The organism is Gordonia rubripertincta (assembly GCF_038024875.1).
GTDB classification, from domain to species: domain Bacteria; phylum Actinomycetota; class Actinomycetes; order Mycobacteriales; family Mycobacteriaceae; genus Gordonia; species Gordonia rubripertincta.
Genome location: NZ_CP136136.1, coordinates 2,937,683 through 2,963,582, shown reverse-complemented (window position 1 = coordinate 2,963,582; position 25,900 = coordinate 2,937,683). Strand labels below are relative to the sequence as shown.

The window sequence follows — 25,900 nt, the reverse complement described above, 5'->3', positions numbered from 1 at the left end:
GTTGTCGAACTCAGCGCGAGATGCCGAGGTCCTCCGGCAGCGCGTCGGCGATCAGGCGAGCCATGGCCTCATTCCCCTTGAGATTCTGGTGGAATCCGAGGTAGATGCTGGTCGGCACGAAGCCCTCGAACCACTTGTCCCCGGAGCACGCGTCATGCCCGACGACGCGGTTCTGGATGTCGACGAAGACGGCGCCGTGGCGTCCGGACACCTTCTCCAGAATCGTGTTGTACCGGGCCAGGAAGCTGTTCCGGATGAACCTGATGTCGGCGTCGCTCGCCGGGTTGGCCGGATAGCACCCGCGGTCGCCGAAGTACCCGCCCTGGCCGATCACGGCGATGACCGCCTTGGGCGCCCGCTTCCGGACGGCCCGGAGCGACGAGTCGACCGAGGCCTCGAGCGCGCGCAGCCCGTCGTGGATCCCGGTGACGTAGAACGGGTTGGTCCGGCAGCGCGAGTCCATGCCCTGGATCGGCGCGATACACCAGCGCGAGAGGTTGCCCCAGTTGGCGTCGTTGGCGCCGATCGAGATCGTGATCAGGTCCGTGTCGGGACGCACCGCCTCGATCTGCGGCGGATGGAATCCGTCGAAGCGCAGCTGCGGCGCCGTGGTGATGTTCTCCCCGCGGGCGCCGACACAGGCCACCGTGCGGAACGACGTCGCACCGATGGTCTTCGCGAGCAGGTTCGGGTAGGCCGTCTCCGACCGTGAGCATCCCTGGAACTGGGTGAGCGTGGTCGGGCTGGCCGCCCGCGAATCACCCAGGGCGACGTAGCTGAGCGACCTCCGCTCCCCGGCCGACGGAGCGGCGAGCGCCGGAGCGGCACCGAGCCCCACGACGACGGACATGGCAATCGCAGCAGTAACCACACGGGTCACGATGATGCGTGCAGCAGATGACCGGGAAGATCGCATGGTCGAATTCAACCAGTAGCCTCGGCTCCCGGCTCGATGTCATTCGTTCCGACGACGCACCGGCCGATAGACGAATCGGCCCACCTGTGCATACGCCATCCGTTCGCTAAGTCGTGAACTCAGCCTGCGTGCCCCGTTGAACACGTGGGCGTCCTTGCCGACCACCGCGCGCACCCGGCCGGCGAGCGCGGCGTCAATGATCAGGCGTGCAGCCTTTTCCGGGGCCATCGCGAAGTTCTTCGCCAGGGCTTCGGGGGTGCCGAGGGCCTTGGAGGTGTTGCGGACGAGGTCGGTCCAGATGGTTCCGGGGAGGACCGTGGTGGCGGTGACCTTCGATTTCTTTCCCCGCAGATCCTGTGCGAGGCCGTATCCGAAGAACGCAACCGCCGCCTTGCTGGCTCCGTAGAACGCCGCGCCGGGGAACGGTGCGAGCCCGGACAGGCTCGACGTGATGAGGACCAGCCCACCGTCGGGACGCTGTTCGAGATGCGGCAGGAAGGCCCGGGTGAGCCACACGGTGCCGTAATAGTTGACACGCATGAGCAGGTCGATGCGGTCGTCGTCGACCTCGGCGATGGGTTGGGTGTCCTGCGGGATTCCGGCGATGTTGAACAGCCCGTCGACCTGCTCGACGTCAGCGAGCACGACCTCCGGAAACCGTTGCACCGCTTCGCGATCACCGATGTCCAGCTTGTGCCCGTGGAACCGGGAGTCCCCCACCAGCCGTCCGGTCTCCGCGAGACCGACCTCGTTGATGTCCGCGCCGACCACCGTCGCACCGCGGGAGATCAGTTCCAGTGCGACGCACCGGCCGATACCGTTGCCCGCACCGGTCACCACGAAGACCTTGCCCGACAGATCCTTGCCATCGACGTCCACGCATCCTCCTCGACCGAGCCGATGCGGGAACCCTAGCAAGCGCTTGGTTGCCCTGTCTGCCCGGTAGTTCGTACGTAAGCCCGGGTCAGCGGCGGGGTGATGAGGCCGTGGTGATGTACTCGGGGGCATGTCCACCCGGGTCCTGGCCGTCGACTCCTCAGCCGCCGACGCTGTAGCCGCCGATTCCTCGGCCGCGCTGCTCACCCTCGGCATCTCGCTCTACTCGATCGCGATTCTCGTGTGCCTCGGCGTCGCGATCAACGCTGCACGGTTCCGTCGCCGTCGGCTTGCGATCACCATGGCGTGGGTGGTCGGCGTCCTCACGGTGGCCGGCGTGATCATCGCGATCCTCAGCAGCGTGCACGGAGGTTAGCCCGAACGCCGCCCCGGCGGCCTGATCGAGCGTGAGCCCCGCCACTTCCGGCATCCGAGTGAGAGAACACACTCAATTTTGCACGCGTCTGCAAGTTTGCATGTCTCTGCAAGTTCCCTACCGTGGAGGAGTGCACCCGTCAGGACTCCGTGAGGCGAAGAAGGCCGCAACGCGCAAGGCGCTCGCCCGTGCCGTGCTCCGCCTGTCGACGCGCGACGGGATCGACCACGTGACCATCGACGCAGTCGCCGCGGAGGCGAACGTCTCGGTCCGCACCTTCCACAACTACTTCGGCGGCAAAGAAGACGCACTCCTCCACCTTGTGGACCTCCTACTGGATTCGGTCATCGAGCGGTTTGAAGCCCGGCCGGCCGAGGAGAGCTCCTGGTGTTCGGTCCGGACCGCGGTGATCGAGACCGCCACCTCACTCGACGTCGGCGAGCCGGCCGAGATCGTTGCACTGCTGAGGCTTCTCGACACCGACCCGGCGCTGACCGCCCGATCCCGCGACATGGACCTCGACCAGACGGTCGAAGCCCGGCTCACGCAGCTCTACGCCGGCCGCGGCCAGCGGACCGATGCGATGTATCCCCACCTGGTCGTCCACACCGCCATCACCGCCGCGCGAGTCGCCCTCGAGTTCTTCGTGGCTCGCGGCCGACCCGACCTGCCCACCGTGCTCGAGTCCGCCTTCGACCAGATGTCGGCCGGTCTGGAGCATCCCGTTCCGCTCATGAATCACCCAGCCGACGCATCCCACAAGGAGCCCTGACGTGGCAACACACCTGTACCGACTCGGACGCTGGACTTACGAGAATCGCCTCAAGACGATCGCGATCTGGGTTCTCGTCCTCATCGGACTGGGTGTCGGCGCAACACTGCTGGCCAAACCCACGTCCGAATCGTTCTCCATCCCGGGCATCCCATCGGAGAAGGCGCAGGACCTGATGGTCGAGCGCTTCCCCGGCGAACCCTCGTTCGGCTCGGACGTCGGCGTCACCTATGTGGTTCGCGCACCCCAGGGATCGACGCTCACCGAGCCCCGGTACCAGCAGGCGATCGACGACATGGTCGCCGACCTCAAGAACGTCGACGGGGTGGCGAGTCCCGACTCGATCGTCAATCCGTTCGTCTCCTACGGCACCGAACAGTCTCCCGGCCGACTCCGGGAACTGTCCCAGGCCTTCCAGAAGCAGACCTTCGGCAAGAGTGCCGCCGAGGCGGCGGCCGATGCCCAGGCGACCTCACCCATCAACTCCTCGGCCACCGTCGCGCAGTTCGGTACGTCCTTCGCCGTGGAGACATCGTCGGACATCACCGAGAAGACCCGCGAGCAGATGGACGCCGTCGCCGAGGACGGGCGAGCCGCTGGACTCACCGTCGAGATGAAGGGCACTGCCACACAGCAATTCGAGCTCGGTATCACCTCCGAACTCATCGGGATCGGGGTCGGCGCACTGATCCTGATCCTCACCTTCGCCTCACTCGTCGCGTGGGGCATGCCGATCATCACCGCGATCGTGGGCGTGGCGATCGGCATGCTCGGCATCCAGATGGGCACGCACTTCTTCGATCTGAGCAAAGAGACACCGATCCTCGCCACGATGATCGGACTCGCCGTCGGTATCGACTACGCCCTGTTCATCGTGTCGCGGTATCGCCACGAGGTCCATCGATCGTCGAACCGAGCCGACGCGGCCGGGCGGGCCGTCGGCACCGCAGGCTCGGCTGTCGTGTTCGCGGGTAGCACCGTCGTGATCGCGCTCGCGGCGCTGGCGATCGTCAACATCCCGTTCCTCACCGCGATGGGTGTCGCGGCGGCGGCCACCGTGATCGTCGCGGTGCTGGTGGCCCTGACCTTGCTACCCGCGATCCTCGGCCTGTTCGGTGGCAAGGCCTTCGGCGGGCGACTCCCCCGCCTCAACGCGCCCGATGTGGAACCGCACGAGACCGAGCGCGTGCACAACGGTCAGCGCTGGGTCCAGCGCATCGTCGCCCATCCGCGTGCCGTCACCGCTGCGATCGTCGGCATCCTCGTCGTACTCGCTGTCCCGATGACCGGCCTCAAGCTGGCTCTGCCCAACGACGGGACCGCCGAGCCGTCGACGACACAGCGACAGGCGTACGACATGGTCGCCGACGGCTACGGGCCCGGATTCAACGGTCCGCTCGTCGTCGTCGCCGATGGGCGCGGTATCGAGGACACGGGTGACCGGCTCCGCACGTTCGACACCCTCGTCGACGACTTCGCCCAGATCGAAGGGGTGAAGATCGCGCAGATCGGCGCCGGCGGACTGAACGAGGCCCGCGACACCGCGAAGATCACCATCATCCCCTCGACCGCCCCGTCGGACGAGGCCACCCCGCAACTCGTCCAGACCCTGCGGGACATGGAGCCTCGCGTCGCCGCGGCGACCGGTATCTCCTACGGCGTAACCGGTCAGACCGCGATCGAGCTCGACATCTCCGACCGGTTGTCCGACTCGCTCATCCCCTACCTGCTGGTCGTGGTGGGACTGGCGTTCATCCTGTTGATCATCGTGTTCCGGTCGGTCCTGGTGCCCCTGACCGCAGCGCTCGGATTCCTGCTCAGCGTTGCCGCCACTTTCGGTGTCACGGTTGCGCTGTTCACCGACGGAGCTCTGGGCATCGTCGGGAATCCCCAGCCGGTGGTGTCATTCCTGCCGATCATGCTGGTGGGCATCGTGTTCGGACTCGCGATGGACTACCAGGTGTTCCTCGTGACGCGGATGCGGGAGGCCTACGTCCACGGCGCCGATGCGAAGACCGCCGTCGTCGAGGGCTACCGGCACAGCGCTCGCGTGGTGGCCGCCGCGGCGGCGATCATGATCTCCGTGTTCGCAGCGTTCATGTTGCAGGATATGGCCTTCATCATGGTGATGGGCTTCGCGCTGGCCGCGGCGGTGTTCTTCGACGCCTTCGTCGTCCGCATGACACTCATGCCCGCGGTGCTCACGGTGCTCGGCGACAAGGCATGGTGGCTGCCGCGCTGGCTCGACCGCATCCTGCCCGACGTCGACATCGAAGGCGAGAAACTCCGGCTCGACGACTCGGGCCCGTCCATCGACACCGCCCCGGATGCGGAGGTCCGCACCGGGCGGTGACGCCGACGGCGTCGGTCAGGCGACCTCGAACTCGCCCAGTTTCGACCACTCGTCCCCGTCAATGGTGGTGTTGATGATGTCCGGGGTCCGCTGCAGGTACTTGGGCAGCTCCTGCTGCGCCTGCTTGAAATGCGGTGAGGTCACGTGCGCCTCGGCGGCGTCGTCATCGAATGCCTCGACCAGCACGTAGGTGTGCGGGTCGTCCAGCGAACGCGACCAGTCGAACCACTTGTTGCCCGGTTCGGCGCGCGTCGCCTCGGTGAACTCGCGCGACAGCTCCGGCCATTCGTCCGCATACTCGGGCTTGATGGGCCATTTCACGACGATGAGAATCATGCCTCGACCTTAGTCCCCGAACCTCGGGACGAACCGTCGCAAAATGCGACTGGGACGGCTGTCCCAAAATGTCCCGCCCGGCGACCTCTTCCGGCTACCGGAATCGCGAGACCTCCGCCGCCTCAAGGCATAGAGTGTGAAATCGACAACAAATGTCCTCACATCAGTGCGACAACGGAGGCGATATGCCGGACATCACCAAGTTCTACATCGACGGCCAGTGGGTGGAACCCGCCGAGCTCAACGTCATCGACGTGATCAACCCGGCCACGGAGAAGGCCGCCGGCCAGGTCGCGATCGGAAGCGCTGCCGATGTCGACGCCGCCGTGGAAGCCGCCCGTCGCGCCTTCGAGACCTGGGGCCAGACCACCGTCGACGAGCGACTCGAGGTCATCAACCGGATCATCGCCGAGTACCAGAACCGCATGGGCGACCTCGCCGCCGCGGTCACCGAGGAGATGGGCTCCCCCGTCGGCCTCACCAACGCCGCGCAGGTTCCGATCGGCCTCGGCCACCTGATGACCGCTGCCGCCCAACTGCCCGGCTTCTCCTTCAGCGAGGACCGCGGCGGACACCGCATCGTCAAGGAGCCGATCGGCGTCTGCGGTTTCATCACGCCGTGGAACTGGCCGCTGAACCAGGTCATGTGCAAGGTCGCCCCGGCACTGGCAACCGGCTGCACCATGGTGCTCAAGCCCTCCGAGGTGGCACCGTTCTCTGCCGCCATCGTGGCCGAGATCTTCGACGCCGCAGGCGTTCCCGCCGGCGTGTTCAACCTCGTCAACGGTGACGGACCGGGCGTCGGCGCCGCGCTGGCCGCCCACCCCGACATCGACATGATCTCGTTCACCGGCTCCACCCGTGCGGGCATCGAGGTCGCCAAGACCGCGGCCCCGTCGGTCAAGCGCGTCGCCCAGGAACTCGGCGGCAAGAGCCCGAACATCATCCTCGACGACGAGGACTTCGCGAAGAACGTCGCCGGCGGCATCGCGGCGATGATGATGAACTCCGGCCAGTCGTGCAACGCCCCGAGCCGCATGCTCGTGCCGTCCTCCCGTCTCGACGAGGTCGCCGAGATCGCCAAGTCGGTCGAGCCGAACATCACCGTGGGCGATCCGACGACCGATGTGCAGCTCGGCCCGGTGGTCTCCGAGGCACAGTTCGAGAAAATCCAGGGCCTCATCGAGCGTGCGATCGCCGACGGCGCCACCCCGGTCATCGGCGGCGCGGGACGTCCGGAAGGCCTCGAGACCGGCTACTACGTGAAGCCGACGGTGTTCACCAACGTCACCAACGACATGGAGATCGCCCGCACCGAGGTTTTCGGTCCGGTCCTCGTCGTCATCGCCTACGACTCGATCGACGAGGCGATCAAGATCGGCAACGACACCGAATACGGCCTCGCCGGTTACGTCTCCGGCAAGGACATCGACGAGGTCCGCCGCATCGGTTCGCGCATCCGCGCGGGCTCGATCGGTCTCAACGGTGCCACGGTCGACCCGGTCGCACCGTTCGGTGGCTACAAGAAGAGCGGCAACGGCCGCGAATGGGGCGACTACGCCTTCGACGAGTTCCTCGAGGTCAAGTCGCTGCTCGGCTACGGCGCCTGACGCCACACCCTCTCAGGTCCGGCGGGCACATCCACATGTGCCCGCCGGTTTCTGTCTGTCGGTGCCGCGTCCGTCGGCGCTCAGACCGGGTCCTCGGCACGGAAGTCGTTGCGCTCCACGACCCAGGACACCGCCATCCCGGCGACGAGCCCCCAGAAGGCCGAACCGATGTTCAGGACCGTCAGGTCCGACACCGAGACCAGGAAGGTCACCAGCGCGCCCATGGTGAACCGAGAGCCGAACGCCCCGCGGAACGCTCCCTGCAGCGCACCGAGGAGCGCCAGACCGCCGACCGTCGCGATGAACGCGGCCGGCATCGCCTGCATGAGCGTGACGAACACCGGCGCGAACACACCGATCACGATCGCGAGAACCCCGAAGGTCAGTGCCGCGATGTACTGACGGTCGCGACGGCCGCCCGCCACCAGCAAGGCGTTGGTGGGGCCGGTCAGGCACGACGAGATGGCCCCGACGGACGCCGCGAGTGCCGACCACAACCCGCTCGCCACGGTGATCACGTTGACCGGCGGACGGTGTCCGGCGCCGCGCAGCACCGCGACCCCCTGTCCGTTCTGTACGACGATCACGGTGATGGCCAGCGGCACCACCAGTTCCATCGCCGCCCGGACGGTGAACTCCGGGACCGTGAAGACCGGCACCGCCACGATCGACGACGCCGGAGTGTCGATGTGAAAGGACCCGGTCGCGGCGACCGCGATGGCACCCACCACGAACGCGCCGATGATCGGCGGCACCCGCCGGCTCACCGTCTGATGGCACTGGAGCGCGAAGAAGGCCACGACGATCGGTACCGCGACCCAGGGGTCGGCCCCGACCGCGCCCACGACGTCGAGGCCGAACTGCAGGAACACACCGGCGACCATGCCCATCACGATGGGCATCGGTATCGCCGACATCGCCTGTCGAACACGCCCGGTCAGACCCACCAGGACGATCAGCAGGCCGGTCAGGAGAAACGCACCGACGACCTCTGCCCACCTCAGGTGCGCCAAAGCCGAACCGACGAGCACCGTGCCGGGGATCGTCCACGCGAATCCCAGCGGCATCTGATACACCCAGCTGGCAACCACCGTCAGGACGCCGTTGAGCACGAAGACCCCGAAGATCCACGACGACAGCTGCGCCGTGGTGAGATCGCCGGCCGCACCCGCCGCGAGGATCACCGCCACCGGTCCCGACGCGGCGAAGATCAGTCCGATCAGGCCGTTCGCCAGATAGGTCCCGCCGGCATCGCGCAGCATCGACGACGGACTCGGCCGGGTACCGGTGGGCCGCTCGAAGCCGGTTGCGTACATGTGGGCGAGGCTAGCTGCGTATCCGGCGAGAACAAGGACACAGATTCCCGGGATTGATCGCGTGTGTTTATCGCACGACGCCCACGCGTCGCAGGCGCCGTGAGTACGATCGGCCTTCATGCTGATCCCCACCCACCCCGACTCGACCACCGTCCTCGACGTCGAGGTGACCGGCACCGGCGAGCCGCTTCTGCTCATCGCGGGCATGTCCGCACACCGGGAGATGTGGACCGCCGAACTCCTCGACCGACTGACCCCGCATTTCCAAGTCGCCGTCTACGACCATCGCGGCATCGGCGGGAGCAGCCGCGCGGAGGGTTCGTTCACCATCGCCGACCTCGCCGACGACGCGCGTGGTGTCCTCGACGGCCTCGGCTGGGACACCGCGCACGTCCTGGGCACGTCGATGGGCGGCATGATCGCGCAGGAGCTGACCCTCGGCCACGCCGACCGTGCGCGCAGCCTGGTCCTCGGCTGTACCACCGCGGGCGGTCCGGGCGCGATCGGCACCTCAGGCGCGCTGCGCCTGGTCGAGGCCATCGCCTCCCGCGACGCCGCGCGCGTCGCCCGCACCGCGTTCGAGGTCAACCTGTCCCCCGAATTCTGTTCCGAGGACGGCGCATTCGAGAAGTTCACGAAGTTCTCCACGCTGCGCAAGGTGCCGTCGGCGGTGGTCGCCGCCCAGGCAGCGGCCTGTGCGGGCCACGACACCCGCGATCGGCTGGCCGCCATCGACGTCCCCACGACCGTCATCCACGGCGACGTCGACGACGTCATCGACGTCGCCGAGGGCGAACGGCTCGCCGCGGCCATCCCCGACGCCTCCCTCGAAAGGTGGGCCGGCGTCGGGCACATGTTTTGGTGGGAACGCCCCGAGCAGACGGCCGAGGTCGCCATCCGAACAGCGAAGGCAGCAGGCTGAACAGAGCCGGCGTAACGCCGGTCGGGTCGTCGAACGACATTCTTGACATCGGCACCGACGCGATCTTCGGGTGGCCACGTATGTCAGGAGCTCTATGTCGCACTCATCCCAGGCCAGCCCTTCCGAGGCCCCCGGTTCCGAGGCCCCCAGCCCGAAGCCCCGTCGTCTCTCGCCGCGCCGGCGGGTGTTGACCGGTATCTCGGTCGTCGCCATCCTCACGCTCGGCCTGTTCGGGGCGAGCACGTTGTTCGACTCGTCGAACACCGCCAGCGCCCTGCGCGGGCATCCGGAGAAGTTGCGCCCGGGCTGCACCTGGGACTCCTCCGGATACTTCGTGCAGAACTGCAAGGTGTGGTCGGAATCCCAGCAACGTCACGTGATCGTCCAGATCCGCGCCTCCAGCGGCAGCGACAGCGGCGTCTACCTGCTCGACGGCATGCGCGCCAGCGAGACCCGCTCGGCGTGGACCACCGACGTCCAGGCCGCCCGTGTCTACGACGCCAAGGCCGACACCACGCTGGTCATGCCGGTCGGCGGCGCGTCGTCGTTCTACACCGACTGGGACGGTGGCGCAGGCAGCAACAACACCATCATCAAGCAGGAGACCTTCCTGACCTCCGAGCTCCCCGCGTACCTGGAGGAGCAATTCGGCGTCGCCCGCAACAACAACGCGATCGTCGGATTGTCGATGTCGGGCGGCCCCGCGGTGACGCTCGCCGAGCGGCACCCCGAGCAGTTCAAGGTCGTCCAGGCGATGTCGGGTTACTACCAGACCGACAACCCGATCGGCGCCCTCGGCGTCTTCGCGACGCAGAGCCTGGTGTCGAACTACGTCAGCGGAATCGTCAACATGTGGGGCAAGCCGGGCGGCACCCGCTGGACCGACAACGACCCGTCGAAGAACGTCGGCAAGCTCGCGGAGAACGGTCAGGTGCTGGTCATCTCGTCGGGCAACGGTTTCCTCACCCCGTCCGAGCTGGCGAAGCTCGCCCCGCAGGATCAGATCTCGGCGATCGCGCTGGAGATCCTGTCGGCGGTGTCGACCGTGCTGATGCAGCTGCAGGCCAAGCAGTCCGGCGCGTCGGTGATCTCGCTGCCCAACTACGGCGGCCACACCTGGGAGAACTGGGGTCGTGCTCTCGGCGACGGCAAGGGCCACGTCCTCGAGGCGCTGCGCAACAACCCGCCGGTCACCGCGAAGACGACGGTCGTGTCGGCATCGGGCAGCCCTGATCCCGAGGCCCCCGCGAAGGTCACGATGGCCGTGAAACAGGCCGCCGCGGCCTCCCCCGCCCTCGACGCCACTGTGCTGGCCGCGCTGGAGTCGACCGACGCCTCCTCCCCGTCGTCGGAGACCTCGTCGTCGGAATCGGCTGGCCCGTCCGACGCCTCGGAGTCGGCTGCGCCGTCGAGCGATGACGTGTCGGCATCCGCACCCGCCGCACCCGAGTCGGCAGCGGCCGAATCCGCCGCCCCTGCAGAGCAATCCGCCGCGACGACGACGGACCCCTCCGCACCGGAGCCCGCGCCGTCGGCTCCGCCGGTCTCGGAGCAGCCCGCGTCGTCGACGACGACCACGGCACCGGTTCGGTAAGCCCGCTCCGTTGAGGGAATCAGCAATAGGTATCGCTGAGCGATACCTATTGCTGGTCCATCTGTCGGCCCTCGTCGCCACCGCGCACAGCGGATAGGTTTACGAGGTGAACTCCGCCGATCTGGCCGACCTCGTCGGCACCGACACCATCGCCGTGGTTATCGCCTCCGGGCTGATCCTGGTCTGGGGTCTGGCACTGGGTGTGTGGAAGTACCACGGGATCCGCACGTCGCCCGAACACACCGCGCACGTCTACGTCGACATCGCTCATCGTGCCGCGCTGATGTACTCGTTCGCGACCCTCGTCCTCGCGGCCCTCGTCGAGTTGAGTGCGTTTGGTCCTGTGGTCAACCTGGTGGCCGCCGCGGTGCCGATCGTGTTCTTCGTCGCCGCGATCGCCGCGTACTGCATCCACGGCGCACTGCGCGACACCACGAATCAGTTCGAGAAACCGATGCCGGGGACGTACCTGTTCATGCTCGCGCTGATCGTCGGCGAGATCGGCGGAGTGCTGGTGTTGCTCGCCGGCGTCGTAGTGCGCGTGGCCTGAGCACTCCCTCACGACAGTGGGCACCTGGGTCGGCGGCGGAATACCACCACAGACCCAGGTGCCCTTTTGACCACAGACAATCGGTGGACGCGTCAGGGAGCGTCGACGGCCCCCACGAGAACCTGACCTTCGTCGGTCTCCACCGCCTGGTCGTCGGCGGTTTCCTCTCCTGACCGGTCCGCCTTGCCCGCACGTCGCGATGCCCAGACGAGACAGACCACTGCCGCGGCCGCCCACGCACCCATGACCGCGAGACTGCTACCGACACCGGCGCCATCGAAGTAGATGACGTCACGGATCGCACCGAGTCCCTGCGCTGTGGGCAGAATCGCGTGCAGCACCCCGTAGAACGACGGCGCCAAGTCGAGCTGGACTGCGATACCGCTCGCGGCCACTCCGGGAATGATGAACACGAAGAGCGTGATGAGGAGCTGCGCGGGACCGATGAGCTTGAACCCGGCCAGCGTGATCAGGCCGATCGTGATCCCGAGTGCGGTGAGCATGCCGAACGCGGACAGCGCGCTGCCGTCGAAGATGTCGAACACCGTCCAGCCCCACAGCACCTGGATGGCCGCGCTGATCACGGCCACCGCGACCACGACGAGCGCCTGAACCCGGGTTCGCAGGCCGCCACCGAAGACACCGACGATCACCGCAGCGAGGAACCCGCCGACAGCGGCACCGATGCCGAGGTAGAGCGAACTCGCACCGACCGAGTCCTCGGCGGGCAGCGGTGCGACGTCGGTGATCGTTGCCGTGTGCCCACCCGACTCGACCACGCCGGTGAGCAGCGACTCGACCGCCGCAGCGGCCTGCATGCCCGCGGCGGAGGCGACGTAGACGTCGCCGCGCATCGGGTCCACCGCGCCACGAAGTTCGAGATCTTCGAGCTGCTGACGGGCCACGCCGGCATCGGGCACGACGACGACATCGAGCGCGTCGCCGGCTGCGGCCTCGAGACCGGCGACCGTCTCCGTCACGGGCGCACCGGAGCCGATCACCGCTATCGGCATGGAACGCGGTGCCGGGCTGTGGAAGAGCCCGACGAACACGAGAGGCATGACGATCGCGAACAACAGCGGCAGGGTCATCACACCTGCGGTCAACCGCCGGGTGAAGAGGCGCCGCTCGGCCGGCTCCGTGGGGACGGCGATCGGGAGGACTTCCTCCCCGCCCTTCCCCGGCCGCTTCAGCGTCGCCAGCGTGAACATCCCGATCGCGGCCACGGTCCAGATCGCCAGCGTGGTCAGGTCCGCCGCGATTCCCGCGCCGTCGAAGTAGATGATCCGCCGGAGGGCATCCAGACCAGACGAGGTCGTCAGGAAGTGTTGCAGCGATCCGAAGAACCCGGGCACCATGTCGGCCGGAACCCCGGCACCAGAGGCGGGTATCCCGAGGATGATGAACAGGATGACCGACACGACGGTCATCTCGGAACCGATCAGCCGGAGGCCTCCCAGATGGATCAACCCGGTCACGGCTGACAGCACTGTGAGCATCGCGCCCACCGCGAGCAGGTTGGTGCTCAACGCACCGTAGACGCCGTAGGCGATCCACGTCCCGATCACCGCGGTGATCACGCTCATCCCACCCAGGATCGCGAGATGGCGTCCCAGTCCGAGACCGGGCAGCACCATACCGAGCATCGTCGCGGTGGTGAAGCCGGCCAAGATCGCGGCGAGGCCGATGAAGAGGAACGACACCCCGACCCGGTCCTGCTCGGGCAGCGGAGCCACATCGGTGACGCTGAGTGTCTGACCGCTCTGACCGGCGACTTCGGTGAAGACGGCGGTCACCGCCTGTGCCGCTGCTGCGCCTCCCGCCGAAGCGATGAAGAGGTCGCCGGTCTCCGGGTCGTATGCCGCACGACTGTCGAGATCGGCCAGCGCGCGCTTCGCCGTCTCCGTGTCGGCGACCACCGCTGCGTCGAACCGGCCCTCGGTGCTGACACCGACTCCGGTCGCGAGCTTCTGGGCTCGGTCGCCGGTGCCCACGATCTGCACCACCATGTTGGTCGGTTCTGGCTCGTGGAAGGCGGCGAGATAGGCCGCGGGCATCGCGAGGGCCATGAAAATCGGAAATGCCAGAGCCGCCAGAAGTTTCGGCCAGCTCGTCGCGCCGCCGGGTGGTCCAGATGACATGATGAAAGGCTCCTCCACGAGAACGTTGTCTTACAGTTGTAAGAAACCTTACAGATGTAAAATAGCGATCGGCAAAGTTGAAATGAGTGACGATGACGACAGTCGGTCGAACCAGCCCGGATGCACGCTCGGTACGCAGTCGGACTGCGCTACTCGACGCCGCTCGTGGCCTCGTCCTCGAGCAGGGGTCGGGGGCAATCACGATCTCGGCCATCTGCCAGCGCGCACAGGTCAGCCGGCCGACCTTCTACCAGCACTACTCATCACCTGATGAACTCCTGGCGGACATGGTCCGATCGCGGTTCGACGAGATCCTCGCCTCGGTCCCTGAATCCGACCGAGACGACACACCTGCGGTCATCAGACGCGTTCTCGCCGACATCGGCGCGCAGCCCCGGGCCTTCGCGGGCCTTCTCGGTGACCGGGCGACGTGGGGTCAGGTCCGCTCGGCCTTCGAAGAGTGGTTGACCGAGCACCTCGCCGAAGCCCACCCGGATGCACGCCCCAGTGACCTCGACTTCGCCGCGGGAGGCACCGTCAGGTTGGTCGCAATCGCACTCGCCGCGGGCAACGAGTCCCAGTTGGATCAGACCGCAGACGACGTATGGCGACTCGTGCAGGCCGTGCTCGACCTGCCGTAGCGAGCAGCGGTCCCACACCGGGCAGTTTCCACCGGCAGAACCAACATCACTTCACACGAGTGTGGGCGACAAGCCAGCTCACGACCTCGCCGAGGACCACGTCCTGCTCGGGTTCGTTGAAGATCTCGTGGAACAGGTCGTCGTAGATGACCAGCGTCTTGTCCTCCGAACCCGCGAGCCGCTCGACGAGTTCGCTGCCCTTCGGGTCGGTGAGGGCGTCGGCGCCGCCGTGCATCACGAGCACCGGCAACTGCAGTGAGGGCAGGCGCTCCGGGAACGACTGCATCGTGGCGATCATCGCCCCGCCCAGCCCGGCCGGGATCTTTCCGCGCGAGACGAGCGGATCGGCGTCGTAGTCCGCGACGACGGCCGGGTCACGGGAGATGCTCGACGAACTCAACGCTGTGGTCGGCAACCCCGGCGCGATCCGCCCGAGCACCGGCGCGACCTTCACCGCCAGCGGAGACAGGTCATCCCCGGGCAGCACCGCCGCGCCCGAGAGGATGAGACCGTCGAGCTTCTCCTGATGGTCGAGTGCATAGTCGAGCGCGATACAGCCGCCCATGCTGTGCCCGATGAGGAACGTCGGGAGCGCATCGTCGGAGACGTGGGCGATGACGGTGTCGAGGTCGCCGGTGAACTCGCCGAAACGACGCAGGCGCATCCGCTTTCCGCCGGAACGCCCGTGCCCGATGTGGTCGGGGATCGCCACCAGATAACCCGCGTCGACGAGGCGCTGGGCCACGTGGCCGTACCGTCGGCCGTGCTCGGCGAGCCCGTGGGCGATCACCACGACGCCGCGCGGATCGCGCTCGGGCCGGTGCACGTCGTAGACGATGTTCTGGCCGTGCGGTCCGCGGAAACTGTGCTCTTGCGGTGTCATTCCCTGCTCTCTCGTTTCCTGCTCTGGCGCCCTGCTCACACGAACGCGGATCAGTGGAGGCCCAATCGCGCCGCGACCGACTTACCCGCGGACTCGAGCACTCCGAGCGGACGAAGCGCGGCCTCGCCGATCCCCACCAGCACCTCGACCCGGGCGACGACCCGCTCGAGACGCGCCACGACATCGGACATCCGGCCGACGGTGGTATCCACCTTGTCGAGTGTTCCCGACATCCGCACGAGAGTCGCATCCAGCTTCTCGATCGTCGCGTCGAGATTCCCCATCGTCGGGCCGAGGCCCTCCAGGGTCTCGCCCATATCGGCGAGAATCCCCTCCAGCTGCTCGACCGTCACGTCGGCATTGAATGCGGCCTGGGCCAGCTTCTTGATGCGTTGACGCTCGGGCGGCTTCGATGACGAGGTGTCGACCATGGGCTGGATTATCGCCCACCGGTCGCCCACCGGGAGAGCGAACGCGTGAGGAATAGTCCGGCGCCCTCGACGGTTGAGGCACACAGAGTTGCTCAAATTTGAGCGACTAACGAACGAAGGAGCACCTCATGCCTGCCGTCTCCGCCGACACCTTGACTCTGGCGCGCCTGTCCTCGCCCGGGGTCGACGCCATCGAACGACCCGTCCGCTCGGTCACGCGCGGACCGCGCGGATACGAAGGAGAAGGGTTCCCGGTGGTGCGCGCCTTCGCCGGCGTCTCCGCCGCCGACCTCGATCCCTTCATCCACATGGACCAGATGGGCGAGGTCGACTACGAACCCGGCGAACCGCGGGGCACCTCCTGGCACCCGCATCGCGGCTTCGAGACCGTGACCTACATGATCGACGGCCGGTTCGCCCACCAGGACTCCGCCGGGGGCGGCGGCCTCATCGAAGACGGTGCGACGCAATGGATGACGGCCGGGTCCGGCATCCTCCACATCGAGACCCCACCGGCCGAGCTGGTCGAGTCGGGCGGGCTGTTCCACGGCATCCAGCTGTGGGTGAACCTGCCCGCCAAGGACAAGTTCCTCCCACCCAACTACCAGAATCTCGAGGGCGGTCAGGTGGGCCTGGTGACCTCCCCGGACGCCGGGTCGCTGATCCGGATCATCGCCGGCGAGATCGACGGCCACCGCGGGCCGGGATCGACGCACACACCTATCACCCTGGCCCACGCCACGGTGCAACCGGGTGCGGGGGTGTCGATTCCGTGGAATCCCGAGTTCAACGCGCTGGTCTACGTGCTGTCCGGGCGTGGGCGGGTCGGCGCGGAGGGTCGCCCGATCGAACAGGGATCGCTCGCGGTCCTCGGTAAGGGCGACCGGATCACCGTGGCCGCCGACGGTTCGCAGGACAGCAACCGTCCCGCGCTGGAGGTCCTGCTGCTCGGCGGCCGGCCGATCCGCGAGCGTGTGTTCCAGTACGGTCCGTTCGTCATGAACACCAAGCAGCAACTCGTCGAGGCGATCGAGGACTATCAAGCCGGCCGACTCGGTGTCATCCCGCCGGATGCGCTGATGCCGCACACCGTTCGCTGATTTATGCCCCGACACTCCCCCGCCGGGTCCGACGATCTGCAGGCCGCGTGGCGCGTCTTCATCGAGACCGCCGCGCGGCTGCAGACCATGCTCGACGACGACCTACGTGCCACCGCCGGGATGAGTCTCGCCGACTACAGCATGCTGCTCATCCTGCACGAGAGCGAGGGCGGCCGACTGCGGATGCGAGACCTGTCGCACCGCATGGTGTTCTCCACGTCGCGTCTGTCCTACCAGGTCGACGCGATGGTCAAACGCGGTTGGCTGCAGCGCGAACGCGCCGCCGAGGACCGGCGTGGTAGCTACGCGGTCCTCACCGACGCCGGGCGTGCCGCTTTCCGCGAAGCCGCCCACGACCACGGTCGGTGCGTCGACGACCTGTTCTTCACCGCACTCCGCCCCTCGGACGGACGCGAACTGCGCGCGGTGATGGAAAGACTCGCCGCGCATCTCGACGCCACCCACCCGAGAAACCAGGAAAGCTGATGCCACTCAACATCATCCGCGCCGCCGAGCGCCATCACTGGCGCAACGAGTGGCTCGAGTCCTGGCAGTCCTTCCCGGCGACGGGCAACTTCGACCTCGCCGCGAACGCCCACGGAGTCCTGCTCGTGCACAACGACGATCGGGTCGACGCGGGCGAGGGACTCGACCGCCATCAGCACCGTGACGCCGAGATCGTCACGTGGGTCCTCGACGGAGCACTGCGCCACCGCGATTCCACGGGCAACAACGGCATCCTGAAACCCGGCGTGGTACAACGCATGACGGCCGGCCGCGGGATCGCCCACAGCGAGGGCAACGCGACCGGACGCCTCGACGGCACCGACCTGCGTGTGGTCCAGATGTGGGTAGCGCCGGACGAGGCGGGCCTGGAACCCGGGTACACCGAGGCCGACGTCACCGACGCACTGGCGAACGGCGAACTCGTGGTCGTCGTCTCCGGACTGTCCCGCCACGCGACGACGGCACCGGTGACTATCAACAACTCCGCCGCCGCCCTGCATGTGGCGCGAATGCCCGCCGGCAAGACGGTGACGCTGCCCGCCGCACCCTACGGTCACCTGTACGTCGCACGAGGGAGCGTTGACGTCGACGGTCACACCCTCGGCGAGGGTGATGCCGTGCGCACGAGAAGGGCCGGCGAGATCTCGCTGAACAGCCCCGGCGGAGCCGAGATCCTGTTCTGGGAGATGCACGCCGGCATCGCCTGAGCCCGCTGCCGGGTCAACCGCCGAGCTGCGGTGCCACCTTCGACGCGACGAGGTCGAGGTGGTCGAGGTCGTCGAGATCCAGTGTCTGGAGATACATCCGGGTGATACCGAGTTCGCGATAGCTCTCGATCTTTGCCGCGACCTCGTCCGGTGTGCCCGCGGCGCCGTTCTCACGCAGTTCGTCCGGCTCCCGGCCGATCGCCTCGGCGCGACTGCGGAACTCGGCTTCGGTGCTGCCGCAACACAAGACGAGTGCTCCCGAGTATGTCATGGTCTCGGGGCGACGCCCCGCCGCGGCGCAGGCTGCCCGCACGTTGCCGATCAGCTCGCCGGCGACGTCGACGGGCTGGAACACCACGTTGAACTCGTCGGCGAACCGCGCCGCCAACGCCGGGGTGCGCTTCTTGCCGCTGCCACCGACGATGATCGGCGGGCGCGGGGTCTGCACCGGCTTCGGGAGTGCCGGCGAGTTGGTGAGCCGGAAATGCTCACCGCGGTAGTCGAACTGACTACCCTCGGGCGTACCCCACAGCCCGGTGATGATCTCGAAGCTCTCCTCCAGACGATCGAACCGTTCCTTGATCGACGGGAACGGGATGCCGTAGGCCTCGTGTTCGGGCTCGTACCAGCCGGCGCCGAGCCCGAGTTCGATTCGGCCGCCGCTCATCTGGTCGACGTTGGCGACCGCGATCGCGAACGGGCCCGGAAGACGGAAGGTGGCCGACGAGACCAGCGTGCCCAGACGGATGCGCGAGGTCTCGCGCGCGAGACCTGCCAGCGTGATCCACGCGTCGGACGGGCCCGGCAACCCGTCGCCACCCATGCCGCTGTAGTGGTCGGAGCGGAAGAAGGCGTCGTAACCGAGATCCTCGGTCGCCTTCGCCACGGCGAGCAGCTGGTCGTAGGTCGCACCTTGCTGGGGTTCGGTGAAGATTCGCAATTGCACGGTTTCAACTTACGCGCAGTGGGCACTCACCTCGTGCGGGACGAGTTCCCCGGCCGCCCATCCGGCCCCGCGGCGAATCCGAATCGCATGTGCACGACACCCAACCCGGTACTCGACGAGTACTCGACAAAGGAGTCCGAAAATGAAGACAGTTGCGCGTACAGCCCTCGGTTTCGTCGTCGCGGCGGCAGGTGCCACCGCAGTATCGCTCGCCGCCGCCCCGTCGGCGGGTGCGGCACCGTCGGTGTGTCCGGCCCTGCCCGGTCAGAGCTCCTCCACGACATCCTGTAGCGCCGAGTCCGGCCCCAACGGTCTCGCACTCGCCATCACCGACAACGGCGGTAAGGCCAGCTCCATCGCGAACAACTTCGCCGGCCCCGCAGCCATCGCCCTGGGCCCCGGTGCCACCGTCACCATGACCGGTGAGCGCGGTGGTCTGGCCATCGGTATCGCCGGACCCGGCGCCGAGGTCGTCGTCGACGGCAAGAACGGCCCGACCTGCAAGGGCGGCCCCGCATTCGCCGGTGACTTCCAGACCTTCAAGGGCTGCAGGTCCTGATCCTTCGCGCCTGACGGGTGCGAACGGGGCGACCGGCCTGGAGCCCTAGGGTCGGCCTGCCTCTCCATCCGGTACGGCGTGTCAGCCGAACAGCCCGCGCAGATATGCGGCCTGTCCGACGTGTTGCGCGTCGTCGTCGACGACGCTGACCAACCGGACGCCGAGCGTCACCGGCGGATCCCAGTTGGTGTCGACGATCCGGTCCAGATCCGAATCGGTCAGCGCCGCAATGTAGTCCACGCTGACAGCGTGCGTGGCGTCGTAATAGTCGCGGAGCAGGCCCGCATCGTCGACGACGACCCGGGCCACCTCATCGGTCGAATGACCATAGCCGGTGTCGGCCGGCGAGAACGGCAGATCGAATCGCTCGGCCCAGCCGGCGCTCACCCACACCTCGTCGGCGCCGGCGACGTCGGCGACCTGCGCATCCTGAACGCGTGTCAGATGCCAGACCAACCAGGCGATCGTGTTGGCGCCCGGCGCCGGGGCCCGGTTCAAGACCTCGGGTTCCAGGCCGCTGAGCACTGCGTGAACATTCTCGGAGACGCGACCGAGACCGTCGATTAGCACATCTGTGGCACGCATGCGGCAATTTTAGTTCGCCGTGCGCGCAAAGATGGCGGGTCCGCACATCCGTCAGCATCATTCTTCCGGTGTCTGAACAGAACCAGCCTGCCGTGACCCCCGACAACGGCACGCGCTCCACCCGCAAGATCCGCTTCAACGCGTTCGACATGAATTGCGTTGCGCACCAGTCCCCCGGCCTGTGGCGCCATCCGAGCGACCGGTCGTGGAACTACAACACCATCGACTACTGGGTCGATCTCGCCCGCCTGTTGGAGACCGGCGGCTTCGACGGCCTGTTCATCGCCGACGTCCTCGGGACTTACGACGTCCTGTCCGGCACCGACGATGCTGCGATCCGACAGGGCGCCCAGATCCCCGTCAACGACCCGCTGCTGCTGGTCTCGGCGATGGCACACGCGACCAAGAACCTCGGCTTCGGCGTCACCACCGCAACCGGTTTCGAGCACCCCTACCCGTTCGCGCGCCGCATGTCGACGCTCGACCACCTGACCCGTGGTCGCGTCGGGTGGAACGTCGTGACCGGTTACCTGCCGTCGGGTGCACGCAACATGGGCGACGACGACCAGCTCGCACACGACGACCGCTACGACCACGCCGACGAGTACCTGACCGTGCTCTACAAGCTCTGGGAGGGTTCGTGGGAACGCGACGCCGTGCGTCGCGACCGTGAGGCGGGCATCTTCGCCGACCCGGCCAAGGTGCACCACATCGGACACGAGGGCAAGCACTTCAAGGTCCCGGGCATCCATCTGTCCGAACCGTCGCCGCAGGGCTCCCCGGTCATCTACCAGGCCGGCGCGTCGCCGCGCGGACGCCGGTTCGCGGCGGAGAACGCCGAGGCCATCTTCGTCGCCGCTCCCACCAAGGCCATCCTGCGCGACGTCGTGAGCAAGATCCGCGAGGAACTCGTCCTCGCCGGGCGAGACCCCTACGACGCCAAGATCTACACACTGCTCACCATCATCACCGACTCGACGCCCGAGGCCGCGCGCGCGAAAGCCGCCGAGTACCAGTCCTATGCGAGCGAAGAGGGCGCGCTGGTGTTCATGTCCGGTTGGATGGGCATCGACCTCGCGAGCTACAACATCGACGAGCCGATCGGCAACGTGGAGAGCAACGCCATCCAGTCGGCGGTCGCCGCGTTCCAACAGGCCTCGGAGAGCGGCGAGGAGTGGCGCGTCCGCGACATCGCGGCCTGGGGCGGCATCGGCGGTATGGGCCCCGTCCTGATCGGCTCGGGCGACGAGGTCGCCGAGCAGCTGCAGGACTGGGTGGCCGAGACCGACGTCGACGGCTTCAACGTCGCCTACGCCGTCACCCCGGGTTCCTTCGAGGACATCGTCACCCACGTGATCCCCGCTCTCGAGCGCCGCGGCGTCTACGACCGCGGGTACGTCCCGGGCACGTTGCGCCACAAGCTTTTCGGCCGTGGCGACCACCTGCCCGAGAACCACCGCGGTTCGACCTACCGGGTCGGCGGCGTGAACTCGACGGTCGACGACTCGATCCGTGAGCGCAACCGCCTCGCCGCCGCCGGAACGAAGTGATCGGGGCCGCACGATGATCGAAGTCGTTGGGCTCACCAAGGTTTTCGGGGTCGGTTCGCCGAACCCGGCCACTGTTCTCGACGAAGTGGAGTTCACCGTCGACTCCGGCGAGATCTTCGCCGTCGTCGGCCCGTCCGGCGCGGGCAAGAGCACGCTCGCGCGCTGCCTCAACCTCCTGGAGCGCCCCACGTCGGGCAAGGTCGTCGTCAACGGTGAGGACCTCACCGCCCTCGGCACCTCCGGACTGCGCGAAGCGCGGCGTCGGATCGGCACGGTCTTCCAGTCCGCGAGCCTCCTCTCGCGGCGGACCGCCGCCCAGAACGTCGCCCTGCCGCTGGAATACCTGGGGTGCGACGAAGGCATCCACGAAGTCACGGGTCGCCGACCTGCTCGACCTGGTCGGCCTGGCCGACAAGGCCGACCTGTACCCCCATCAGCTCTCGGGCGGGCAGCGTCAGCGTGTGGGCATCGCACGTGCTCTGGCGCTGAAGCCGTCGGTGCTGCTGTCGGACGAGGCCACCTCCGGACTCGACCCGGCCGCCACCGACACCTTCCTCCGGCTGCTGACCGAGGTTCGGGACGAGTTGGGCCTCGCGGTCGTCTTCATCACGCATGAGATGGACACCATCGTGCGGGTCGCCGACACCGTCGGCCGACTCGACCACGGCCGGATCGTCGAACACGGACGCCTCGAAGAGCTCGTGCTGGACCCGGATTCCGTTCTCGGACGTGCACTTCGGCCCCGTGGCCCCAGTGCGTCCGCGTCCGGCGACCAGACCGCGGTCAACGTCGTCTACAACTCGACGACCGTGCCGGCCGACTGGCTCACCCGTATCGGCGGAAGCCTGGGCATCCCGATCTCGGTCCTCGGAGCCAACGTCCAGACCATCGACGGCACCGCCTTCGGCGATCTCACCGTCTCCGTCCCGACCGGCCATGCGTCCGCATTCGTCGGTGCGGCGAGCGAGCTCGGACTCGCCGCGCGCGTCGGGGAGGCACCCGCACCGGACACCGATCCCGTCGGCGGTATCGAGAACCAGGCCGACAACGACGCGCTCGAGAAAAAGAAGGCGGGGGTGGCAGCATGAGCACGATCAACCTGGCCGCCATCACCGTGCCGCTCGACGAGATTCCCGATCTGCTGTGGCCGGCGTTCATCGACACAGTCCTCATGGTCAGCATCGTGATGGTCGTCGTCCTCGTCGTCGGCGTCCCGCTCGGTGCGCTGGTCCACAATCTGGCTCCCGGTGGACTTTTCGAGAACCGGGCGCTGCACACGCCGCTGTCGTGGATCATCAGCATCGGCCGATCGTTGCCGTTCCTGGTCCTGATGACGGCGATCATCCCGTTCACCCGCCTCGTCACCGGCACCAACATCGGCATCGCCGCGGCGGTGGTCCCGATGTCGATCGCCGGTATCGCCTTCTTCACCCGCATCGTGGAGAACTCGCTGCGGTCGGTGCCTGCGTCGACCATCGACGTCGCCCGGGCCTCGGGCGGCTCGAACGCCCAGATCATCTGGAAGGCACAGGTTCCCGAAGCACTGCCGAGCATCGTGGGCGGCCTGACCATCAACACCATAGCGATGATCGAGTACTCGACCATCGCCGGCACGATCGGCGCCGGCGGCCTCGGCTACGTGGCGGTCACCTACGGCTACCAGCGCTTCGACCAGGGCGTCATGGTCGCCACGATCATCGTGCTGGTGATCACCGTGGCGCTCATTCAGCTGGCGGGCGACGCACTCGCACGCAGCCTCAACCCGGCGACCTCCAAGCGCGTCAACCACTGACCCCAGGTCTTTCCGGGTCACCGCACGTACACCCCTCGCATCACCCTCACCACACACTTGAAAGGTCCAACCATGTCTCAAGACACCGGTTCCGCCACCGGCGTGTCGGGCACATCGTCCGAAACACCGCCTCCCGCAGGCAATTCCGACATCGAGATCTCCCAGCGGCGGCGCTGGCCGCTGATCGCCGGCGCCCTGGTCGTCGTCGCCGTACTGGCCGGTGTGCTCGGGTGGCGCTTCCTCGGATCGGATGAGGCCTCCCCCAACGAGACCCCCGGCGCGACGCTGACCGTGGTCACCGCCGAGGGCAACGCCGCCGAGCAGGCCCTCGTCGAGTTCATCGCCGAGAAGGTCGCACCGAAATACGACATCAAGGTCGCGTTCAGGGGCCTCGCCGACTCGACGACCCTGAACCGCGCGGTCAGCGACGGAGAGGTTGCCGGCACCATCTACCAGCACAAGCTGTGGTTGTCGCAGGTCCTCGAGGCCAATCCCGACTTCAAGGAAGTCGCCGCCACCCCGGTCTTTCGTTGGGGCTTCGGTATCTGGTCGGACAAGTACAAGACCCCCCAGGACCTCCCGCAGAACGCAAAGGTCTCGCTCTACTCCGATCCCGCGAACGAGGCCCAGGGGCTCTGGCTGCTGGAGCGCGCCGGCCTGATCACCCTCAAGCCCGGCATCGACAAGTGGAAGGCGACCCAGAAGGACATCGCCACCAACCCGCGCAACCTGCAGTTCGTGCTGCTCGACTTCGCCGCACAGTCCCGGTCGCTGGCCGACCTCGACGCCACCGTCGGTTACACCGAGTACTACCTGGCCGCGAACATCCCGATCGAGAAGCAGATCTACGCTCCCCCGGCCCCCGACGAGTTCGCCGGACAGCTGACCATCGGCACCGAGTGGGAGAACACCGACAACATCAAGAACCTCGTCGCCGCGTTCAAAGATCCCGCCGTGCAGGAATTCCTGGCCACCGATCCGCAGGTGAAGAACATCCTCCTGCCGCTGTAGGTCACGATCTGTGACGGGTTTCCCCGCACCGCCGCCGGGCGCCCGGGTCGCATACCGCGATCCGGGCGCTTGCGCATAGGCTCACCGGCGTGGAGCGCAAACATCACGGTCACCCGCACTCGCTGACCGACATCTCCCACATGCTGTCCCCGTTCGCCCGGTGGCTGGTCACCGGGACACTGGCGGTCACCGCGGTGGCCGTGACCATCGGCATGATCGTCCTGTGGCCGTCGGATTCCGAACATCCGGTGCCCACCCAGTTCCGGTCGGCCGACGGCGGGTCGATCCAGACGGTCAATGGCGAGGTCGTCGACCAGTTCCGCGCCAACTGCCTGAACCCGGCGGCGGGCTCGGTCCTCGAGACCGCCGACATCCCCGTCAACCCGGTCGCCGGCGGTCCCTGCATCCTCAATGCGGTGCGCTTCGACTCCGGCGAGGTCGAGGGCCGGTACACCGTGCTGGAGATCCCGACGAAGCGCGCGCAGTCCGGCGCCGAACCGGGTCCCGAGGGCGCGCCCGTACCGGGTTCTCTCGACGAACCCCAGGCCGGTCAGCCCACGCTGCACGTCGGCGACGCGATCCGACTGTCCACGGTCCCCGGCCCGGAGGGCAACCGGTACACGTTCTTCGACTTCCAGCGCGGCACCGCCACGATCATCTGGGCGATCCTGTTCATCGCGGCGATCGTCCTGGTCGCCGCGTGGCGTGGGTTCCGGTCGATCATCGGTCTCGCCTTCGCCTTCATCGTCCTCGGCGGGTTCACCCTGCCCGCCATCCTCGACGGTTCCTCCCCGGTCGCGGTCGCCGTGGTGTCGTCGGCGGTGATCCTGTTCGTCGTGCTCTACCTCGCTCACGGCGTCAGCCTCCGCACGAGTTCGGCCCTGCTGGGCACGCTGACCTCGCTGCTGATGGCAGGCCTGCTGAGCTGGCTCGCCATCGAGACGATGAACCTGACCGGACTGTCCGGCGACCAGACCACCAACCTGCAGGTCTATTCAGGCAACATCTCGGTCAGCGGCCTCCTGCTGGCCGGGTTCATCATCGGAACCCTCGGTGTCCTCAACGACGTCACCATCACGCAGGCGTCGGCGGCCTTCGAGTTGGCCGCCGCCGGTGAACCCACCCGACTCGCGACGTTCAAGGCCGCGATGCGCGTCGGCCGCGACCACATCGCGAGCACCGTCTACACGCTGGTCTTCGCCTACGCCGGCAGCGCCCTGCCACTGATGCTGCTCTTCTCGGTGGCCCAGCAGCCGCTCGGCGGTCTGCTCACCACCGACGTGGTGGCCGTCGAGCTGGCCCGATCCTTCGTCGGCGGCATCGCCATCGCCCTCTCGGTGCCGCTGACAACCGCGATCGCCGCAGCCCTGTGCCGGCCGGCGGGCACACCGGCAGCCGCACCCGCGCACGCGTCGAGCTGAACGCT

At 67.5% G+C, this 25,900-nt stretch carries 25 protein-coding genes and 1 pseudogene; 17 read left to right on the top strand and 9 right to left on the bottom strand.

The genetic code is table 11. The annotated features are described in order from the left end of the window. Positions 1-10: 10 nt before the first annotated feature. Positions 11-871 (bottom strand): SGNH/GDSL hydrolase family protein, encoded by an 861-nt coding sequence (locus tag RVF83_RS13460; protein ID WP_255220639.1) that lies wholly within the window; start codon positions 869-871, stop codon positions 11-13. Positions 872-955: 84 nt separating this feature from the next. Then, positions 956-1,795, bottom strand: coding sequence for an SDR family NAD(P)-dependent oxidoreductase (locus RVF83_RS13455; protein WP_005195665.1), 840 nt, complete (start codon positions 1,793-1,795; stop codon positions 956-958). A 127-nt stretch (positions 1,796-1,922) separates the two neighbouring features. Here RVF83_RS13455 and RVF83_RS13450 point away from each other — a divergent pair, with 127 nt between their 5' ends. The 3 genes from RVF83_RS13450 (at position 1,923) to RVF83_RS13440 (ending at position 5,293) form a co-directional block, all read left to right on the top strand. After that, positions 1,923-2,168 carry a hypothetical protein gene (locus RVF83_RS13450; protein WP_005195663.1) on the top strand — a complete coding sequence of 82 codons (246 nt, stop codon included), beginning with the start codon at positions 1,923-1,925 and terminating at the stop codon, positions 2,166-2,168. 130 nt (positions 2,169-2,298) lie between these two features. Continuing rightward, the gene (locus tag RVF83_RS13445; protein WP_039880043.1) at positions 2,299-2,940 is read left to right on the top strand and encodes a TetR/AcrR family transcriptional regulator; all 642 of its coding nucleotides are present in this window, start codon (positions 2,299-2,301) and stop codon (positions 2,938-2,940) included. 1 nt (position 2,941) lies between these two features. Continuing rightward, positions 2,942-5,293: an MMPL family transporter gene (locus RVF83_RS13440; RefSeq protein WP_005195658.1), complete on the top strand. Its 2,352-nt coding sequence runs from the start codon at positions 2,942-2,944 to the stop codon at positions 5,291-5,293. 15 nt (positions 5,294-5,308) lie between these two features. Here the strand turns inward: RVF83_RS13440 and RVF83_RS13435 are convergent, their stop codons facing one another. Continuing rightward, positions 5,309-5,629 carry a putative quinol monooxygenase gene (locus RVF83_RS13435; protein WP_005195656.1) on the bottom strand — a complete coding sequence of 107 codons (321 nt, stop codon included), beginning with the start codon at positions 5,627-5,629 and terminating at the stop codon, positions 5,309-5,311. 185 nt (positions 5,630-5,814) lie between these two features. Here RVF83_RS13435 and RVF83_RS13430 point away from each other — a divergent pair, with 185 nt between their 5' ends. Next, a complete protein-coding gene (locus tag RVF83_RS13430; RefSeq protein ID WP_005195654.1) occupies positions 5,815-7,239 on the top strand; it encodes an aldehyde dehydrogenase family protein in 1,425 nt (474 codons plus the stop codon). Between the two features lie 80 nt (positions 7,240-7,319). Here RVF83_RS13430 and RVF83_RS13425 read toward each other — a convergent pair whose 3' ends face one another. Continuing rightward, the gene (locus tag RVF83_RS13425; protein ID WP_005195651.1) at positions 7,320-8,555 is read right to left on the bottom strand and encodes a benzoate/H(+) symporter BenE family transporter; all 1,236 of its coding nucleotides are present in this window, start codon (positions 8,553-8,555) and stop codon (positions 7,320-7,322) included. Between the two features lie 118 nt (positions 8,556-8,673). On the opposite strand from RVF83_RS13425, the gene RVF83_RS13420 reads away from it, so the two are divergent. The 3 genes from RVF83_RS13420 (at position 8,674) to RVF83_RS13410 (ending at position 11,621) form a co-directional block, all read left to right on the top strand. Next, positions 8,674-9,477, top strand: a complete 804-nt coding sequence (locus RVF83_RS13420) for an alpha/beta fold hydrolase (protein WP_005195650.1) — start codon at positions 8,674-8,676, stop codon at positions 9,475-9,477. 94 nt (positions 9,478-9,571) lie between these two features. Then, on the top strand, positions 9,572-11,071 hold the full coding sequence (locus RVF83_RS13415; protein ID WP_005195648.1) for an alpha/beta hydrolase: 1,500 nt from the start codon (positions 9,572-9,574) through the stop codon (positions 11,069-11,071). 106 nt (positions 11,072-11,177) lie between these two features. Then, positions 11,178-11,621, top strand: coding sequence for a hypothetical protein (locus tag RVF83_RS13410; protein WP_005195644.1), 444 nt, complete (start codon positions 11,178-11,180; stop codon positions 11,619-11,621). 92 nt (positions 11,622-11,713) lie between these two features. Here the strand turns inward: RVF83_RS13410 and RVF83_RS13405 are convergent, their stop codons facing one another. Next, on the bottom strand, positions 11,714-13,762 hold the full coding sequence (locus RVF83_RS13405) for a hypothetical protein (protein ID WP_157226820.1): 2,049 nt from the start codon (positions 13,760-13,762) through the stop codon (positions 11,714-11,716). Between the two features lie 92 nt (positions 13,763-13,854). Between RVF83_RS13405 and RVF83_RS13400 the strand changes: the two genes are divergently transcribed. After that, positions 13,855-14,403 carry a TetR/AcrR family transcriptional regulator gene (locus RVF83_RS13400; RefSeq protein WP_005195630.1) on the top strand — a complete coding sequence of 183 codons (549 nt, stop codon included), beginning with the start codon at positions 13,855-13,857 and terminating at the stop codon, positions 14,401-14,403. A gap of 46 nt (positions 14,404-14,449) precedes the next feature. Here RVF83_RS13400 and RVF83_RS13395 read toward each other — a convergent pair whose 3' ends face one another. Continuing rightward, positions 14,450-15,286: an alpha/beta hydrolase gene (locus RVF83_RS13395; protein ID WP_005195628.1), complete on the bottom strand. Its 837-nt coding sequence runs from the start codon at positions 15,284-15,286 to the stop codon at positions 14,450-14,452. Positions 15,287-15,336: 50 nt separating this feature from the next. Then, positions 15,337-15,717 carry a hypothetical protein gene (locus RVF83_RS13390; RefSeq protein ID WP_005195626.1) on the bottom strand — a complete coding sequence of 127 codons (381 nt, stop codon included), beginning with the start codon at positions 15,715-15,717 and terminating at the stop codon, positions 15,337-15,339. Positions 15,718-15,845: 128 nt separating this feature from the next. On the opposite strand from RVF83_RS13390, the gene RVF83_RS13385 reads away from it, so the two are divergent. The 3 genes from RVF83_RS13385 to RVF83_RS13375 are packed head-to-tail and all read left to right on the top strand — an operon-like array spanning position 15,846 to position 18,031. After that, entirely contained in the window at positions 15,846-16,817 is a 972-nt protein-coding gene (locus tag RVF83_RS13385; RefSeq protein WP_005195624.1) for a pirin family protein, read from the top strand. 3 nt (positions 16,818-16,820) lie between these two features. Beyond that, positions 16,821-17,303, top strand: coding sequence for a MarR family winged helix-turn-helix transcriptional regulator (locus RVF83_RS13380; protein ID WP_005195621.1), 483 nt, complete (start codon positions 16,821-16,823; stop codon positions 17,301-17,303). Further along, entirely contained in the window at positions 17,303-18,031 is a 729-nt protein-coding gene (locus tag RVF83_RS13375) for a pirin family protein (RefSeq protein ID WP_005195615.1), read from the top strand. The genes RVF83_RS13380 and RVF83_RS13375 overlap by 1 nt, the downstream gene beginning before the upstream one ends. A gap of 13 nt (positions 18,032-18,044) precedes the next feature. On the opposite strand, the gene RVF83_RS13370 is transcribed toward RVF83_RS13375, so the two are convergent. Further along, a complete protein-coding gene (locus tag RVF83_RS13370) occupies positions 18,045-18,977 on the bottom strand; it encodes an LLM class F420-dependent oxidoreductase (protein ID WP_005195613.1) in 933 nt (310 codons plus the stop codon). Between the two features lie 142 nt (positions 18,978-19,119). On the opposite strand from RVF83_RS13370, the gene RVF83_RS13365 reads away from it, so the two are divergent. Further along, complete coding sequence (locus RVF83_RS13365; protein ID WP_005195611.1) at positions 19,120-19,536, top strand: DUF6764 family protein; 417 nt, start codon at positions 19,120-19,122, stop codon at positions 19,534-19,536. An 81-nt stretch (positions 19,537-19,617) separates the two neighbouring features. On the opposite strand, the gene RVF83_RS13360 is transcribed toward RVF83_RS13365, so the two are convergent. Continuing rightward, positions 19,618-20,121: a mycothiol transferase gene (locus tag RVF83_RS13360; protein WP_005195610.1), complete on the bottom strand. Its 504-nt coding sequence runs from the start codon at positions 20,119-20,121 to the stop codon at positions 19,618-19,620. Positions 20,122-20,270: 149 nt separating this feature from the next. Between RVF83_RS13360 and RVF83_RS13355 the strand changes: the two genes are divergently transcribed. The 5 genes and pseudogenes from RVF83_RS13355 (at position 20,271) to RVF83_RS13335 (ending at position 25,895) form a co-directional block, all read left to right on the top strand. After that, the gene (locus RVF83_RS13355) at positions 20,271-21,671 is read left to right on the top strand and encodes an LLM class flavin-dependent oxidoreductase (protein WP_210735506.1); all 1,401 of its coding nucleotides are present in this window, start codon (positions 20,271-20,273) and stop codon (positions 21,669-21,671) included. An 85-nt stretch (positions 21,672-21,756) separates the two neighbouring features. Beyond that, positions 21,757-22,759: pseudogene (locus tag RVF83_RS13350) on the top strand (methionine ABC transporter ATP-binding protein). Then, a complete protein-coding gene (locus RVF83_RS13345; RefSeq protein WP_005195605.1) occupies positions 22,756-23,463 on the top strand; it encodes a methionine ABC transporter permease in 708 nt (235 codons plus the stop codon). Before RVF83_RS13350 ends, RVF83_RS13345 begins: the two are co-directional and overlap by 4 nt. Positions 23,464-23,535: 72 nt before the next feature. Next, entirely contained in the window at positions 23,536-24,474 is a 939-nt protein-coding gene (locus RVF83_RS13340) for a MetQ/NlpA family ABC transporter substrate-binding protein (protein ID WP_005195604.1), read from the top strand. A gap of 89 nt (positions 24,475-24,563) precedes the next feature. Then, positions 24,564-25,895, top strand: a complete 1,332-nt coding sequence (locus RVF83_RS13335; protein WP_005195603.1) for a YibE/F family protein — start codon at positions 24,564-24,566, stop codon at positions 25,893-25,895. Positions 25,896-25,900 lie beyond the last annotated feature (5 nt).